The sequence below is a fragment of the Pyxidicoccus sp. MSG2 genome, from assembly GCF_026626705.1.
GTDB lineage: Bacteria > Myxococcota > Myxococcia > Myxococcales > Myxococcaceae > Myxococcus.
The window spans coordinates 1080163-1093890 of the sequence record NZ_JAPNKC010000001.1 but is presented as its reverse complement, the minus strand read 5'-3'; the positions used below and the strand labels follow the sequence as shown (position 1 = coordinate 1093890).

9 protein-coding genes are annotated in these 13728 nt (G+C 69.8%); 4 read left to right on the top strand and 5 right to left on the bottom strand.

Annotated elements, in window-relative coordinates; translation table 11 throughout:
- Positions 1-35: 35 nt before the first annotated feature.
- From OV427_RS04505 to OV427_RS04495, 3 genes are all read right to left on the bottom strand, one after another.
- Positions 36-1709, bottom strand: a complete 1674-nt coding sequence (locus OV427_RS04505; RefSeq protein WP_267854873.1) for a MopE-related protein — start codon at positions 1707-1709, stop codon at positions 36-38.
- A complete protein-coding gene (locus tag OV427_RS04500; protein WP_267854872.1) occupies positions 1706-2605 on the bottom strand; it encodes a hypothetical protein in 900 nt (299 codons plus the stop codon). Before OV427_RS04500 ends, OV427_RS04505 begins: the two co-directional genes overlap by 4 nt.
- A 172-nt stretch (positions 2606-2777) precedes the next feature.
- A complete protein-coding gene (locus OV427_RS04495; RefSeq protein WP_267854871.1) occupies positions 2778-6590 on the bottom strand; it encodes a hypothetical protein in 3813 nt (1270 codons plus the stop codon).
- A gap of 847 nt (positions 6591-7437) precedes the next feature.
- Between OV427_RS04495 and OV427_RS04490 the strand changes: the two genes are divergently transcribed.
- The 4 genes from OV427_RS04490 to OV427_RS04475 all read left to right on the top strand — a co-directional run bounded on the left by OV427_RS04490 (position 7438) and on the right by OV427_RS04475 (position 12327).
- On the top strand, positions 7438-7602 hold the full coding sequence (locus OV427_RS04490; protein WP_267854870.1) for a hypothetical protein: 165 nt from the start codon (positions 7438-7440) through the stop codon (positions 7600-7602).
- Positions 7603-7890: 288 nt separating this feature from the next.
- On the top strand, positions 7891-9588 hold the full coding sequence (locus tag OV427_RS04485; protein WP_267854869.1) for a hypothetical protein: 1698 nt from the start codon (positions 7891-7893) through the stop codon (positions 9586-9588).
- Positions 9589-10077: 489 nt separating this feature from the next.
- Complete coding sequence (locus OV427_RS04480) at positions 10078-10371, top strand: hypothetical protein (protein ID WP_267854868.1); 294 nt, start codon at positions 10078-10080, stop codon at positions 10369-10371.
- A gap of 1347 nt (positions 10372-11718) precedes the next feature.
- Positions 11719-12327, top strand: coding sequence for an outer membrane beta-barrel protein (locus OV427_RS04475; protein ID WP_267854867.1), 609 nt, complete (start codon positions 11719-11721; stop codon positions 12325-12327).
- A 13-nt stretch (positions 12328-12340) separates the two neighbouring features.
- On the opposite strand, the gene OV427_RS04470 is transcribed toward OV427_RS04475, so the two are convergent.
- Positions 12341-12676, bottom strand: a complete 336-nt coding sequence (locus OV427_RS04470; protein ID WP_267854866.1) for a protealysin inhibitor emfourin — start codon at positions 12674-12676, stop codon at positions 12341-12343.
- Positions 12677-12693: 17 nt separating this feature from the next.
- Positions 12694-13674: a M4 family metallopeptidase gene (locus OV427_RS04465; protein WP_267854865.1), complete on the bottom strand. Its 981-nt coding sequence runs from the start codon at positions 13672-13674 to the stop codon at positions 12694-12696.
- Positions 13675-13728 lie beyond the last annotated feature (54 nt).

The following is a 13728-nucleotide window of genomic DNA, read 5'->3' as shown; positions in this document are numbered from 1 at the left end:
GGAGTGCCCGGCCCCTTGGGGAGCGCAAACCCCGCTCACGGGAGACACACCGGGAGGACGAAGATTTCGTCGCGGGCCAGGCCACCTGAGGTGTTCCCCTCGGTGTCGAAGATCACGAGGCCCTTTCCTCCTCCGGATACCCCAGCTTCGAGGACGACGGGGACAGGGCGGAAGGCGCTGCCCGCGGAGTTGGCCTGCAGGAGCGAGCCTTCCGTGCCGACGCTCGGAAGGAAGACCTGGACCGTGCCGCTGGACACCCAGGTGGCCAGAAGCGGTTCCTGCGAAGTGGGCGAGCGGGAGGTGATCCTCAGGTCCTGGATGGGGCCGGAGAGGGGGGCGCCGACCAGCTCCGGCTGCGGGCTGCACGTGCCGCCGGTGCAGTGGGCCACCGAGATGCGGTCGCGCGTGGGGGGCACGAAGCACACGGTGTAACCCTGCACGCCCCCGGAAGTCTCATCGCTGAAGACCTGCGGTTGGCTCGCACCCTCGACGTCAATTCCTGTCAGCGGACTCACCGTCGCGTCATCCCGCACCGAGGCCACCCGGATGCCCGTGGCGCTCTCGTAGGCCACGAAGAAGGTCTCCGTCGCCGAGCGGGGCGGAAAAACGGAGGGACGCGAACCCGTGGCGCCAACGCCGATCTGCTGCGTCTTGATGGAGTCCCCAGGGGGCGGAAAGCTGAGGGGCATGGTGACGGCCCACAGCCGTGGTCCCCCGGACTCCTGGGCCTGCTCGACCACCACGAGGGCCCGGTTGTTGCTCACCGAAAGCGCCAGACGCAGCGGCCGACCCTGGTCGAAGATGGGAACAGCAGCCCGGTCCTGGATGGTGGACACGCCATCGATTCCCAGCGGCGCCACCATGACCCGGTGGGTCACCGTGCCGCTGCCCGGCGGGAGCTCTTCAATCCATGCGCCCACGTGGACCAGCCCGTTGGATGCAAGCACCGGCTCAGTCACCGTGGAGGCCTGGGGGACGGTGGCGCTCGGGGCCTTGCCCTGGCTCACCCTGCCATCCGGGGTGAACGTGCGCGCGAGGATGCGGTCTCCCTCCTCGTAGAGGGTGAGGAGCACGGGAGACTGGCCCCCCTGGGACACAGAGATGGCTGCCACGTTCCGCGAGCGCACCGCGTCCGGTGCGCCGTCCGTGGGCGTGGTCCGGCTGACATTGATGGGTGACCAGGCATCCTTCTGGCCGTCGCAGTCGTTGTCCTGGCCGTCGCAGCTCTGTTCGAAGGGCTGATAGGCGCCGTTGTTCGCCAGATACACCGCGTCGTCACAGGCGGGATAGGTGCCTTCGGTGCAGGCCTGGACGCTGCCCTCGCAGACGCCCTGCTGCTTCGCGCAGGCCAGGGTGAGTGCTTCATCCGTGGCGCCGTCGCAGTCGTTGTCCTTGTTGTCGCAGAGCGTTTCGGCCGGCTCATAGTCCATGCCGTACGACGCGGCGGTGCACACCGATTCCTCGTGGCCCTCGATGCACGCCCGGGCCTTGCCCTCGCAGACTCCCTTTTGCAGGTCGCACAGGGCAGTGTTCCCTGGCTCGCAGCTTGGGCCCGCGTTGGTCTGACAGATGCCCTCGACGCAGAAGTAGCCGGTGACGCAGGGGTGCTCGGCGTCGCAGGTGCCCGGCGGTCCTTCTGCCTCGACTTCATCGAGGCTGGGAACGAGACAGCCGGTGAGCAGCACGGCGAACAGGGAGAGCCACTTCATCGCGCGGCCTCCGCCGTGGGGGCGTCGTCACCACCCGAGGATAGGAAGCTGATGAGGGCCCCGATGCCAGCCGCGGTCGCGGTGCCAAGGAGGACGTTGGCGATGAGGGCGTTACCTCGCGCGCTCTCGAGATGGTCGGCGCGCACCGACTGGAAGCCCGGCTCCCGGGCGGACCGGGTGTCCGACCTGGACTGAATCCCGAAGTAGCCTCCCGCTCCACCGGCGAGTGCGCCCGCGCCGAGCAGCACGAAAGGAAGGACCGGGCGGGAGCGCCGAGGCGCCTCCACCTGTGGCGCAACACGCAGGTCGGGTCCGGTGGAGATGGCGGGTGCAGCAGGTTCGAGGACTGGGCGGTGGTTGGCGGAACGCAGGCGCTCTGCCTCCTCCTGGGCCTTCAGTTCGGCGGCGCGGCGCGCCTCCTCCTGGCGTTGCTTCTCCGCCGCTTGTGCCTGCAACTCGGCGGCGTGACGTTCCTCCTCTTCCTTGCGCTGCTTCTCCGCCGCTTGCGCCTGCAACTCGGCGGCGCGGCGCTCCTCCTCCTTGCGCTGCTTCTCCGCCTCCTGCCGGGCGATGATGGGCGCCAGTTCCTTGCGGACGTCGGCTCGTGCCGCCTCGAAGTCCCGCTCCACCTTGGGGCTCACCGTCACCGGCAGCGTCGCCTCTGGGTTCAGGAAGAGCGCGGCCTTGAATGCAGCGGTGGACGCCTCCTTCTTGCCAAGGTCGGCGAGGATGATGCCCTCATAGAGAGCGATGGTGACGTCGTCCTCCACGCGGTGCGCGAAGCGTTTGGCGCTCGCGAGTTGGTCGAGCGCCCGCTCGTATTCGAGGTCTTCGTAGAGGCGCGAGGCGGAAAGGAGGTAGCGCTGAACCTCGGGGCTCCCCTCCGGCGCTGACACGGAGGAGGAGGCCTGTGCGAGTCCTCCCCTGGGAAAGCAGAAGAGCAGGAGGGCGAATACGGCGGCGGCTCGCCCCCGGCTCAGGACAACACCCATGGGGCGGCGACTACCACACGCCCTCGCGCGGAGACTGCTCGCGCAGGCGTGACCATCAGACATTCCAGCCATACTCTTACCCTTCCTCGACGTAGCACACCTGGTCTGGTCTCAGGCAGACAGCGCAGCCATAGCAGGCCATACCACCGGGGCAGTCACTACCGTTCCCCACGCAGGACTGCGTTTCCTCGGAAGTGCTCGCCTGGCAGCCTCCAGAAGCGCAGGCGTAGCTGGTGACGGTGCGGCTTTGGGACCCCATTGCGCAAGGGCCGCTTGCGTTGCAGGCGCTCCACGGTCCGTACGTGGTGGTGCCGCAGGCCACCCCCGTGGTGCTCCGGCTGCAGGCCTGGGTCTCGCTGGAGGTAGAACTACCGCAGGTCCCGCTGGTGCAGGCGTAGGCCGTCACCACGCGCGACTGAGTGCCGGTCTCGTCGCAGGTGTCGCTGTAGCCTGCGCAGGCGCTCCAGCCCCCCTGGTTCGGGGCGGCACACACCATCCCATTGGGCGCGGAAGCATCGCCCGGGCACGAAGGCCCTGAGCCGGTGCAAGTCTCTGTCGCGTCGCACACCCCACTCGCGGCGCGGCAGACGGTCCCCGCGCTGGTGTAGACGTTGGCGGGGCACGCGACGCCGGAGCCATCACAGGCCTCGGCCGGGTCGCAGCTTCCCGCTGAGGCGCGGCACTCCGTGCCCGCGGCAACCTTCGAATCGCCGGGGCATGCATCGCTGGAGCCGTTGCAGGACTCGGCGACGTCACACGAGCCCGCCGAGCCGCGGCACGTCGTGCCCGCGGCAACCTTCGCATCGCCGGGGCATGCATCGCTGGAGCCGTTGCAGGACTCGGCGACGTCACACAGGCCCGCCGAGCCGCGGCACGTCGTGCCCGCGGCAACCTTCGCATCGCCGGGGCACGCGGCGCTGGAGCCGTTGCAGGATTCGGCCAGGTCGCACGAGCCCGCCGAGCCGCGGCACACTGTGCCGGCGCTGGTCAGCGCGTCGGCGGGACAGCTCTTCGCCGAACCGTTGCAGGCCTCGGCCGGGTCGCAGGCGCCCGCGGAGCCCCGGCACATGGTGCCCGCGGAGACGACGCCGTCCGCCGGGCAGGCCTTGGCGGAGCCGTTGCAGGACTCGGCCACGTCGCACACGCCCGAAGCCGTACGGCACTCCGTGCCCGCACCCGCCACCGCATCGCTGGGGCAGGCCTTGGCGGAGCCGTTGCAGGACTCGGCCACGTCGCAGGTGTCCGTGGCCCCCCGGCACACCGTTCCGGCAGCCACTACGCCGTCTGCGGGGCATGCCACACTCGAGCCCGTACAGCTCTCGGTCACATCGCAGGTGTCGGTGGCGGCGCGGCAGACAGTCCCGGCGCTCACGAGCGCGTCGCCGGGACAGGCGGTGCTCGCACCCGTGCAGGTTTCCGCCACGTCACAAGCGCCTGACGAGCTCCGGCACACGGTGCCAGCGCTCACGAGCGCATCGCCGGGGCAGGCGGCGCTTGCGCCCGTGCAGGTCTCCGCCACGTCACAAGCGCCTGATGAGCCCCGGCACACGGTGCCAGCGCTCACGAGCGCGTCGCCGGGACACGCCTTGCTGCTGCCATTGCAGCTCTCGGCCACGTCACAGATACCCGAGGTGGCGCGGCAGACGGTACCGGCCGTCACCACCGCATCGTTGGGACACGTCTTGCTCGCGCCGTCGCAGGTCTCCGTGGCGTCGCAGGTGTCGGTAGCCCCTCGACAGACGGTGCTGGCCGTCGCGACGGCATCGTTGGGACAGCTCTTGCTGGCTCCGTCGCAGGTCTCGGCCACGTCGCAGCTGCCTGCGGCACCACGGCACACCGTTGCGGTCGTCGCGACGGCGTCGGCGGGACAGAGGGCGCTCGCCCCGGTGCACGTTTCAGCCGTGTCGCAGGCATCTGTCGCCGTGCGGCAGACGGTGGCGGAGGAGGCGAGGGTGTCGGCGGGGCAGATGGCGGACGAGCCGCTGCAGAACTCCACCGGGTCGCACACGCCGGCCGAGGCGCGGCACTGGGTGGTGGAAGGGGCGAGGCTGCAGGTGCCCTCACTGCCAGGCAGGTTGCAGGCGTCGCAGGCGCCGCCGTTGCAGCTGGTGTTGCAGCACACGCCGTCCACGCAGTTGCCGCTGCCGCATTCGTTGGCGGCTGAGCAGGTGGCGCCATTCTGTTTTGCCGGAGCGCAGGAGCCGGCGTTGCAGAAGTTGCCGGCGGTGCACTCGGCGTCGGAGCCGCAGGTGGTGGAGCACGAGGCCGAGGCGCCGTTGCACAGGTAGGGGGCGCAGGAGGGCGTGCCGGCGTTGCCGGCCGGGCGCGGGGTGCAGGTGCCCACGCTGCCGGGCAGGTTGCAGGCGTCACAGGCGCCGGCGCAGGCCGCGTCGCAGCAGACCGCGTCCACGCAGTTGCCGCCCGAGCATTGGTTGCTCGCTCCACAGGAGGTGCCGGGAGTCTTCTTCTCCTCGCACTGCCCGCTGCCGTTGCAGAAGTATCCGTTGGAGCACTGGGCATCGGTGGTGCAGCCGCCCGGGCAGGAGGCCGAGGTGCCATCGCACGTCGCCGGAGCACATGAGGGACTTCCCGCCTCACCGGCGGCTAGCGGAAGACAGTGGCCAGTATTGCCCGCAAGGTTGCAGGCGTCGCAGGCCCCATCGCAGGCCGCGTCGCAGCAGACGCCGTCCACGCAGTGGCTGCTGGCGCACTCCTCGGCGCGGGTGCAGGTACCGCTCGCTTCCTTGCGCTCGAGGCAGTGGCCTTCCTCGCAGTAGTAGGTGGAAGCGCAGTCTGCCTGGGCATCGCAGGCCTGGGGGCAGGCGCCACTCACTCCGTCACAGACGAAGGGAGCGCAGGAGGGCACCCCGGCCGTCCCGGAAGGCAGGGATGAGCACACGCCCAGCTTCCCCGGCTGGTCGCAGCTGTCGCAGCCGCCGGCGCAGGCCGAGCCGCAGCAGACGCCGTCCACGCAGAAGCCGCTCTGGCACTCCACGCCCGAGGTGCAGGTGGTGGCGTCGGCACGGGTGGCGCGGCACTCGCCTTCCACGCACCGCGCGTCCTGCTGGCACTGGGCATCCGAGGTGCACGCCGTCTCGCATTCACCCGAGGCGTTGCACGAGTAGGTTCCACAGGCCACATCCCCCTGGCCAACTGGCAGGGGGCGGCACTCGCCGTCGTCGCCGCATGTCTCGCAGGCCCCGTCACAGGCGAGGTTGCAGCACACGCCGTCGGTGCACTGGCTGGAGGCGCACTGGCGACCGTTGGTGCAGTCACCGCCGGTAGCCACCTCGGGCAGGCATTGCACCCCCTCGGAGTAGAAGCCAGGAGGGCACCTGCTGCAGGAGCCGTGGCTGCAGAACTCACCGGTGGGGCAGGCCACGCCTACGCAGCGACGCTCTGCACAGGCATTGCCCACGCACACTTCACCGGCGGCACAGGCCACCGTGCCGCAGGAGCGCGGGTAGCAGGTGCCATTGGCGCAGTCCTGGCCGGTGGGGCAGGCGACGCCCACGCAGCGAGTGTCCTGGCAGCGTCCGTCGACGCAGGCCTCATTGACGCCGCAGGCGGTGCCGCCACAGGCCTTGAGGTAGCAGTTGCCGTCCACGCACACCTGGGAGCCGGGACACTGCACGCCCACGCACTCGCGCGACAGACAGCGGCCCTCCTGGCATACCTCGTCGGCGCGGCACACCTGCCCAGCGCACGTCTCGGCGACGCACTGGTCGGCCACGCAGGTCTGGCCCTGGGGGCAGCTCGTCCCACAGCCCGAAGTGGGTGGCGGCGCCGGAGGAGTGACGTCCGTGCAGGCGCAGCGCGCGAGGAAGGCGGCACAAAACAAGAGCGACAGCAGCGCCGGGCTGAAGCCCGAACGGCTCGGCTGGTTCAAGAGGGACTGGCCTTTGACGGGGAGGTGGCGCCTTCATAGCAAACCCGTCCTCCAATCCGGAATCCCCCCATCCCAGGCGTTCCCGTTCGGGCATCCGTCATGCTCGCTTGCTGGCTGGTCGGCATGGGGGGAGTCGGTAGGGACCGCCAGACCTCCAGCTCAGTGTTTCTTCAGGGCACAGCGTCGAGTGGGGATGACAATGCGTGTCATTTGCCTCGCACTGAGACAGGTTTGTGCAGCGGGAAGTTGAGTCCGAAGCGAACGACTGAATGCGACTCGCTGTGGCGCATGCGGATGTCGGGGGTTGCGCACGCGGCCAGCAGCCCGCGTCGAATGCACCCGGTTCACTCCAATCGTTGCTGCGCATCCTTGTGTAATGGTCGGGCGAGCCGGCTGGTGAGGGCCCTCGCTGGAGCCGCGCGTCTGTGTGCCGCGCGGATTGATTGGCGTCGCTGCGTCATGGGCTGGGAAAACGGATTGCGCCCCGGGAGGCCAGGAGGATCGCGACTCCAGGCCAACCAGGGCTGGCCGCTTGCGGCCGGTTACCCTTCGCCCGCGCTGAGAGGGACAAGGGCACAGAACCATTCGGGGGGCGGCGGAATCGGCCCCTGACGCTCGCGAGCACGCGGAGTCCCTGGCTGCTCGAGACCGCGAGCCGTAGGGGGCCGTCAGGCATTCCAGCCATTCCCTTGCCCTTCACTCTGAGCACTGATCTCCCGGTCTCAGGCAGACAGGGCAGCCGCCATGGCAGTCCATACCATTGGGGCAGCTACTACCGTTCCCCATGCAGGTCTGCGTTTCGACGGACGTGCTCGCCTGGCAGCCTCCGGAAGCGCAGGAGTAGCTGGTGACGGTGCGGCTTTCGGACCCCATTGCGCAAGGGTTGATTGCGTTGCAGGTGCTCCACGGTCCGTACGTGGTGGTGCCGCAGGCCACCCCCGTGGTGCTCCGGCTGCAGGCCTGGGTCTCGCTGGAGGTAGCACTACCGCAGGTCCCGCTGGTGCAGGCGTAGGCCGTCACCACGCGCGACTGAGTGCCGGTCTCGTCGCAGGTGTCGCTGTAGCCTGCGCAGGCGCTCCAGCCTCCCTGGTTCGGGGCGGCACACACCATCCCATTGGGCGCGGAAGCATCGCCCGGGCACGAAGGCCCTGAGCCGGTGCAAGTCTCTGTCGCGTCGCACACCCCACTCGCGGCGCGGCAGACGGTCCCCGCGCTGGTGTAGACGTTGGCGGGGCACGCGACGCCGGAGCCATCACAGGCCTCGGCCGGGTCGCAGCTTCCCGCTGAGGCGCGGCACTCCGTGCCCGCGGCAACCTTCGAATCGCCGGGGCATGCATCGCTGGAGCCGTTGCAGGACTCGGCGACGTCACACGAGCCCGCCGAGCCGCGGCACGTCGTGCCCGCGGCAACCTTCGCATCGCCGGGGCACGCATCGCTGGAGCCGTTGCAGGACTCGGCGACGTCACACAGGCCCGCCGAGCCGCGGCACGTTGTGCCTGCGGCAACCTTCGAATCGCCGGGGCACGCATCGCTGGAGCCGTTGCAGGATTCGGCGACGTCACACAGGCCCGCCGAGCCGCGGCACGTTGTGCCTGCGGCAACCTTCGAATCGCCGGGGCACGCATCGCTGGAGCCGTTGCAGGATTCGGCGACGTCACACAGGCCCGCCGAGCCGCGGCACGTTGTGCCCGCGGCAACCTTCGAATCGCCGGGGCACGCATCGCTGGAGCCGTTGCAGGACTCGGCCACGTCGCAAGCGCCCGCCGCGCCTCGGCACAGGGTGCCTGCGGCAACCTTCGAATCGCCTGGACACGCGACGTTGAACCCAGTGCAAGTCTCCACCAGGTCACAGGCGCCCGAGGAGGCGCGGCACATCGTGCCGGCGCTGGTCAGCGCGTCAGCGGGACAGCTCTTCGCCGAACCGTTGCAGGACTCGGCCGGGTCGCAGGCGCCCGCCGAGCCGCGACACACCGTCCCGGCGGTGACGACGCCATCCACTGGACACGCCTTGGCGGAGCCGTTGCAGGACTCGGCCACATCGCAAGTGTCCGAGGCCCCCCGGCACACCGTTCCGGCAGTCACCACGCCGTCCGTAGGGCAGGCCGCACTCGAGCCCGTACAGGCCTCGGCTACATCGCAGGTGTCGGTGGCGGCGCGACAGACGGTGCCGACGCTCAGCAGCGAGTCGCCAGGACATGCCGCGCTCGCGCCCGTGCAGGTCTCCGCCACGTCACAGGCGCCTGACGAGCCTCGGCACACGGTGCCGGCACCCACCAGTGCGTCATTGGGGCACGCCTTGCTGCTGCCATTGCAGCTCTCGGCCACGTCACAGATACCCGAGGCGGTGCGGCAGACGGTACCAGCCGTCACCACCGCATCGTTGGGACACGTCTTGCTCGCGCCGTTGCAGGTCTCCGTGGCGTCGCAGGTGTCAGTGGCGCCCCGGCAGATGGTGCCAGCCGTGGCGATGGTGTCGTTGGGACAGGCCTTGCTGGTGCCGTCGCAGGTCTCGGCCACGTCGCAGATGCCCGCGGCACCACGGCACACCGTTGCGGTCGTCGCGACGGCGTCGGCGGGACAGAGGGCGCTCGCCCCGGTGCACGTTTCAGCCGTGTCGCAGGCATCTGTCGCCGTGCGGCAGACGGTGGCGGAGGAGGCGAGGGTGTCGGCGGGGCAGATGGCGGACGAGCCGCTGCAGAACTCCACCGGGTCGCACACGCCGGCCGAGGCGCGGCACTGGGTGGTGGAAGGGGCGAGGCTGCAGGTGCCCTCACTGCCGGGCAGGTTGCAGGCGTCGCAGGCGCCGCCGTTGCAGCTGGTGTTGCAGCACACGCCGTCCACGCAGTTGCCGCTGCCGCATTCGTTGGCGGCTGAGCAGGTGGCGCCATTCTGTTTTGCCGGAGCGCAGGAGCCTGCGTTGCAGAAGTTGCCGGCGGTGCACTCAGCGTCGGAGCCGCAGGTGGTGGAGCACGAGGCCGAGGCGCCGTTGCACAGGTAGGGGGCGCAGGAGGGCGTGCCGGCGTTGCCGGCCGGGCGCGGGGTGCAGGTGCCCACGCTGCCGGGCAGGTTGCAGGCGTCACAGGCGCCTGCGCAGGCCGCGTCGCAGCACACTCCGTCCGCACAATGACCACTCGCGCACTCGTTGCCCGCGCCGCAGGCCTCGCCGTTGGTCTCGGTGCCCTCACATCTTCCGGCATTGCAGTAGCTGCCCTCGACGCACTGGGTGTCGGCGGTGCAGCCGCCCGGGCAGGAGGCCGAGGTGCCATTACACAGGTAGGGCGAGCAGGTGGGAGCACCGGCGCTGCCAGCGACAAGCGGAGTGCATTGGCCCACGCGGCCGTCGAGGTTGCAGGCGTCGCATGCGCCATCGCAGGCCGCGTCGCAGCACACCCCGTCCACGCAGTGGCTGCTGGCGCATTCCTCTGCGCGGGTGCAGGCGCCGCCCGCGTCCTTTCGCTCGAGGCAGAGGCCTTCCTCGCAGTAGTGAGTGGAAGCGCAGCTTGCCTGGGCCGCGCAGGCCTGGGGGCAGGCGCCACTCACTCCGTCACAGACGAAGGGGGCGCAGGAGGGGATTCCCACCGTCCCGGAAGGCAGGGGTGAGCACACGCCCAGCTTCCCCGGCTGGTTGCAGCTGTCGCAGCCGCCCGCGCAGGCCGAGCCGCAGCAGACGCCGTCTACGCAGAAGCCGCTCTGGCATTCCACGCCCGAGGTGCAGGTGGCGGCATCGGCACGGGCGGCGCGACACTCACCCTCCACGCAGCTTGCGTCCTGCTGGCACTGAGCATCCGAGGTGCACGCCGTCTCGCATCCGCCCGAAGGGCCACAGGCGTAGGTACCGCAAGCCTCATCCCCCTGGCCCGCCGCCAAGGGACGACACTCGCCGTCCTCGCCGCACGTTTCGCAGGGAGAGTTACAGGCGACGTTGCAGCACACCCCGTCGGTGCACTGGCTGGAGGCGCACTGGCGGCCGTTGGTGCAGTCGCCACCGGTGGTCACCTCGGGCAGGCACCGGTCCCCCTCGGAGTAGAAGCCAGGAGGGCACCTGCTGCAGGAGCCGTGGCTGCAGAACTCGCCAGTGGGGCAGGCGACGCCCACGCAGCGGCGCTCGGCGCAGGCATTGCCCACGCACACCTCGCCAGAGTCGCAAGCCACGGTGCCGCAGGCGCGGGGGTAGCAGGTGCCGTTGGCGCAGTCCTGGCCGGTGGGGCAGGCCACGCCCACGCAGCGAGTGTCCTGGCAGCGTCCGTCGACGCAGGCCTCGTTGACACCGCAGGCGGTGCCGCCGCAGGCCTTGAGGTAGCAATTGCCGTCCACGCATACCTGGGCGCTGGGGCACTGCACGCCCACGCATTCGCGCGACAGACAGCGGCCCTCCTGGCACACCTCATCAGTGCTGCACACCTGCCCGGCGCACGTTTCCAGCACGCACTGGTCGGCCACGCACGTCTGGCCCTGGGGGCAACTCGCACCGCAACCCGAAGCGGGAGGCGGCGCCGGAGGCGTGACGTCCGTGCAGGCGCAGCGTGCGAGGAAGACGGCACAGAACAGGAGCGACAGCAGCGCGGGGCTGAGGCCCGAACGGCTCGGCTGGTGCACGGGGACTTGGCCTTTGGCGGGGAGGGGGCGCCTTCATAGCAAAGACACTCGCCAATCCGAAATCCCCCATCCCAGGCATTCCAGCTCGGGTCTCCGTGATGCGTGCCCGACAGGTAACCATGAAAGGTGAGTCGGAAAGGACCGCCCGGCGTCTATTGCAGTGGTCTTCCAGGACAAAGGTCTTGAGCGGAAATGGCCATGCGTGTCATTGGAATCACCACGGGGCAGGTTTGTGCGGCAAGGAATTGAGTTCGAAACGAACGATTGAATGCAGTTGGCTTGGGCGGACGCGGACGTCGGACACGCTGCGCACGCGGCCAGCATTCCGCGTCGAATGCACCCGGCTCATCGGATGCAGTGAGCCTTCCTCGGAGTCTGGGCGTCCCTCCAAGGTGCATGGGGTCTGCCCTGGTCGTGGAATGCGTGGGGGTGCAAGGGCTTGCTGTGCCCGCCTGGCGGCACCGCGGTCCGTTGTCTTCTTCTTCGCGACAGTCCCACCTTCACGGGCAGGTTTCCGTGGAGGAGGACAGACATGAGGGCAGGCATCCGGTTGGGGCTGTGCTTCGCGTTGCTCGTGGGAGGGAGCGCGCTCGCCCAGGAGGGCTCCGTGTCGAGCAAGCCGTACGTGGAATGGCAGGGCCCCTATTTCCTGCTGGGGCTCGGCGCGGAGGGCTACACCGGCGAACTCGCCGCCAACCTCAATCCGGGCCTCTCCTACGACGCCATCATCGGCTACCGCACCTCGAACATCCTCGGCTTCGAGGTGGGCTACAGCGGTGGCGTCAATGACATCGACACGTCGGGCGACGGCGTCGGCGGCCCGGACATCGTGCGCAACGGTGCCCAGGCGGCGCTCTCCGTGGGCCTCACCTCCAACTCGCGGCTCCAGCCCTACGTGCTGGGCGGCATTGGCGTGGAGCGCTACTCCGTCCGCAGTGGTGTGTCCTTCCGATACTTCGATGACACGGGTGGCTACGTCCCCGTCGGAGCGGGCCTGCGCTACCGGCTCACCCCGGGCCTCACCGCCGAGGTCCGGGGCACCTACAACGCCCTCTTCAGCCAGGACTTCGCCCCCATCACCGACGAGGACGTGCTCGACGGGCGCTATCAGGGCATGTTGCAGTTCGGCGGCGTCTACTGAGTCAGCGACCGGGCTACGGATGCGCGTGCGCCGAGGCCCGGTGCTCCTTCTCCGCCTTCTTGAGCAGCTCCAGCAGGGCGCGCAGGTGCGGCTCCTCCACGGGCTCGAGGAGCTGCACCGTGTGCCGCCGCCCCTCGTCCTCGATGGTGACGGTGTAGCGCGTCTGGTCCGCGGCCCCCCGCGTGGCCGTGCCCACGGTGGCGGGCTGCTCGAAGAAGCGCGCGTCGCGCACGCCGCGCTGGATGGCCTCCGCCGTCTCCGGGGGAAGCGCTCCCGTCTCCAGTGACTTCGGCCTGGCGAGGCCCGGGAAGAAGGCGAGGCCTCCCTCCCGCTTGAGCTCGATTCGCATCGCTCGCTCCGAACGCGTCAGTGCGCGGGGGGCTGCTGCGGCTGCTTCGGGAGCTGCACTCCGGGGCCCCAGACGGGTTCGCCCGCCCGCTCGCGCGAGACGCGGATGCCCACCTGGCTCCAGGCGTCGCGAATCGCCTTCTCCTCGTCCTGCCCGGTGCCGTAGAGCCGGCCGGCCGCCATCACCGTGAGCCGCGCGAAGGAGAGGAAGGACGAGTTGGACCGGAGCCGCGGGTCTCTCAGCGCCTCGTACCAGATGTGGCCGGCCCGCTCCCACGAGTAGCCTCCCAGCTGGGTGGCCGCGATGCAGAAGGCCCGGTTGGGGATGCCGGAGTTGATGTGCACGCCCCCGTTGTCCTCCCACGTGCTCACGAAGTCCCGCATGTGGCCCGGCTGCGGGTCCTTGCCCAGCACGTCGTCGTCGTACGCCGTGCCCGGGTCCTTCATGGAGCGCAGGGCCACGCCCTCGACGTTGTCCGTGAAGAGCCCCGCGCCGATGAGCCAGTCGGCCTGCTCCGCCGTCTGGTTCAGCAGGCGCTGCTTCACCAGCGAGCCGAACACATCGGAGAGCGACTCGTTGAGCGCGCCCGCCTGGAGGAAGTAGGTGAGCGGGCCTTCGTGCTCGGTGACTCCGTGCGCCAGCTCGTGGCCGATGACGTCCACTGCGATGGTGAAGCGGTTGAAGAGGTCTCCATCTCCATCGCCAAACACCATGCGCTCGCCATCCCAGAAGGCGTTGTCGTAGTTCTCGCTGTAGTGGACGTGGGCGAGGAGCTGCATCCCGTTGCCGTCGATGGAGTTGCGGCCGAAGACTTCCCCGTAGAGGTCATACGTCGCGCCCAGGCCCACATAGGCTTCGTCGACCGCCGGGTCTCCGGTGTCGCCCTGGCCCTCGGTGCGCACCACCGTCCCCGGCAGGGCCTGCGAGTTCTTCACGTCATAGATGGTCCGCTGCTTCTGGCTCTCGACGACCATCGGTCCGGGAATGCGTCTCTGCATTTGTGGCACGCCGCTCCGTGCCACCCGCATGGCGCGGAACGTGGTGTCGACGGC

Bases quoted from the DNA above. Each gene is read 5' to 3' on its own strand.
- OV427_RS04505 (WP_267854873.1), bottom strand. From the start codon at position 1,709: ATGAAGTGGCTCTCCCTGTTCGCCGTGCTGCTCACCGGCTGTCTCGTT.
- OV427_RS04475 (WP_267854867.1), top strand. From the start codon at position 11,719: ATGAGGGCAGGCATCCGGTTGGGGCTGTGCTTCGCGTTGCTCGTGGGA.
- OV427_RS04470 (WP_267854866.1), bottom strand. From the start codon at position 12,676: ATGCGAATCGAGCTCAAGCGGGAGGGAGGCCTCGCCTTCTTCCCGGGC.
- OV427_RS04465 (WP_267854865.1), bottom strand. From the start codon at position 13,674: ATGCAGAGACGCATTCCCGGACCGATGGTCGTCGAGAGCCAGAAGCAG.